Origin of the sequence: Pontimonas sp. (assembly GCF_031581085.1) — a bacterium.
In the GTDB taxonomy this organism is placed as follows: Bacteria; Actinomycetota; Actinomycetes; order Actinomycetales; family Microbacteriaceae; genus Pontimonas.
This window is the reverse complement of sequence record NZ_JAVLBO010000074.1, coordinates 1-904: the sequence shown is the minus strand read 5'-3', so window position 1 is coordinate 904 and position 904 is coordinate 1. Positions and strand designations below refer to the sequence as shown.

The window sequence follows — 904 nt, the reverse complement described above, 5'->3', positions numbered from 1 at the left end:
AGGATCATGATGGCAACCTCCGGACGGCCGCGAACACGGCCATGCCGAGGATCGCGAACACCACCAGCGGGAAGAGTTGCAAGCCCGGCTCGGCCACGGACGTGAGCACGCCGAAGGTGTCGCTGCTGGTGCCGGCGGTATCGAGACCGTCGACCGCCTGATTATACGCACCGATGCCGATGATCGAGATCGCCGCGATCATGGCCATGAGGGATATGCGGGTGGGCATACCTCACGGTACTCATGGAGACGCTAAAAAAGGGGTAGTGGGTTCGTGGCCTATCTTCGCATCCCGCCGAAGCCGGACACCTGGAACAGCACCAAGGACGCGACGATCACGAGGAGCACAACAGGCGCGAGCTCCATGGCCGTGGAGATGTCCGACACAACGGCGGTGTCGTTGATGCCACCGGCGGTGTCGGGGAGTGACGCATTGATCTCGTTGAAAATCAAGACGGTCACCACGAGTACAATGGCCCCGGTCGCGAGTTGGATGAAACTCTGGGCCTGGTCGTTACGACTGGTCAATACCCCAGCACCGCGCCGGAGTGTGGGAAGGGTGAATCCCATGCCTATCGGCACGACGGAGACCTACATAAAGCGGTGAGGATTTTAACGGTCTCAATGAATCTGTGGCTACGTTTTTAGGGATTCACGGTATTTGTAAAGGCATGGGTAGTGAGACGATCGCGGCGACAGTACCGGAAGATAGCCATCTGTGGCTCCGATTTGAAGAGTACCGCAGATCGAGAGCGTTGGCATCCAAGTCCGAAGCGGCCCGCGAGCTGCTCACCGCGGGCTTGGAGTTGGAGCTCGATTATGGCGGCCGCAAGACCCTCCTCGATGGGAATGAATCTTTGTTGCTCTCGTTGGCGTTCATCTTGAGCGCGGAGTCACTGATCAG

The 904-nt window shown here is 58.8% G+C and carries 3 protein-coding genes; 1 reads left to right on the top strand and 2 read right to left on the bottom strand.

Annotated features, from left to right (window positions below; genetic code table 11):
• Positions 1–4 precede the first annotated feature (4 nt).
• Both RI518_RS07975 and RI518_RS07970 read right to left on the bottom strand, forming a co-directional pair.
• A complete protein-coding gene (locus tag RI518_RS07975; protein WP_310689840.1) occupies positions 5–208 on the bottom strand; it encodes a hypothetical protein in 204 nt (67 codons plus the stop codon).
• Between the two features lie 71 nt (positions 209–279).
• A complete protein-coding gene (locus RI518_RS07970; RefSeq protein ID WP_310689839.1) occupies positions 280–528 on the bottom strand; it encodes a hypothetical protein in 249 nt (82 codons plus the stop codon).
• Positions 529–671: 143 nt separating this feature from the next.
• On the opposite strand from RI518_RS07970, the gene RI518_RS07965 reads away from it, so the two are divergent.
• On the top strand, positions 672–904 hold a 233-nt coding region (locus RI518_RS07965; protein ID WP_310689838.1), incomplete at its 3' end, for a hypothetical protein.

Excerpts from the sequence above, each read along its gene's own strand:
- RI518_RS07975 (WP_310689840.1), bottom strand. The coding sequence starts at position 208 with ATGGCCATGATCGCGGCGATCTCGATCATCGGCATCGGTGCGTATAAT.